At 34.0% G+C, this 368-nt stretch carries 1 protein-coding gene; it reads left to right on the top strand.

Annotated features, from left to right (window positions below; all coding sequences use genetic code 11):
• A partial coding sequence (locus AOA60_RS32455) for a S41 family peptidase (RefSeq protein ID WP_218240926.1) occupies positions 1-368 on the top strand: 368 nt, incomplete at both ends.

Here is a 368-nt window from a genome sequence, read left to right on the forward strand (position 1 = left end):
ACTTTAGTAATTGAAAAATGGTTTGAAGAGTTGTTTGATAGTCCAGTTAGTTTGAATAGTCAGGTGATTAGGCTTTTTTCCAACACAGGTAATACTTTTGTACAGGATACTGTGGACCTTTATGAGTCTCATGGATATGTTCTTGAAACCTTTGATGATGAAATAAACGATTTCTATCTTTTTGATCAATTTGATTATCCTATGGAGGAGCCACAATGGGAATATGAGTACTACCCCTTTGAAGCAATAGAAGATAACGATATTCATATTTTTATCCTCATTGATCGGGGGACAGCTTCAGCTGGTGAACATATAACTTCTTTTTTAAAAAACGTTAATAATACAACTGTCATCGGAGTTAATTCTGC

Origin of the sequence: Pseudomonas sp. 2822-17 (genome assembly GCF_002742485.1) — a bacterium.
GTDB classification, from domain to species: domain Bacteria; phylum Pseudomonadota; class Gammaproteobacteria; order Pseudomonadales; family Pseudomonadaceae; genus Aquipseudomonas; species Aquipseudomonas cyclaminis.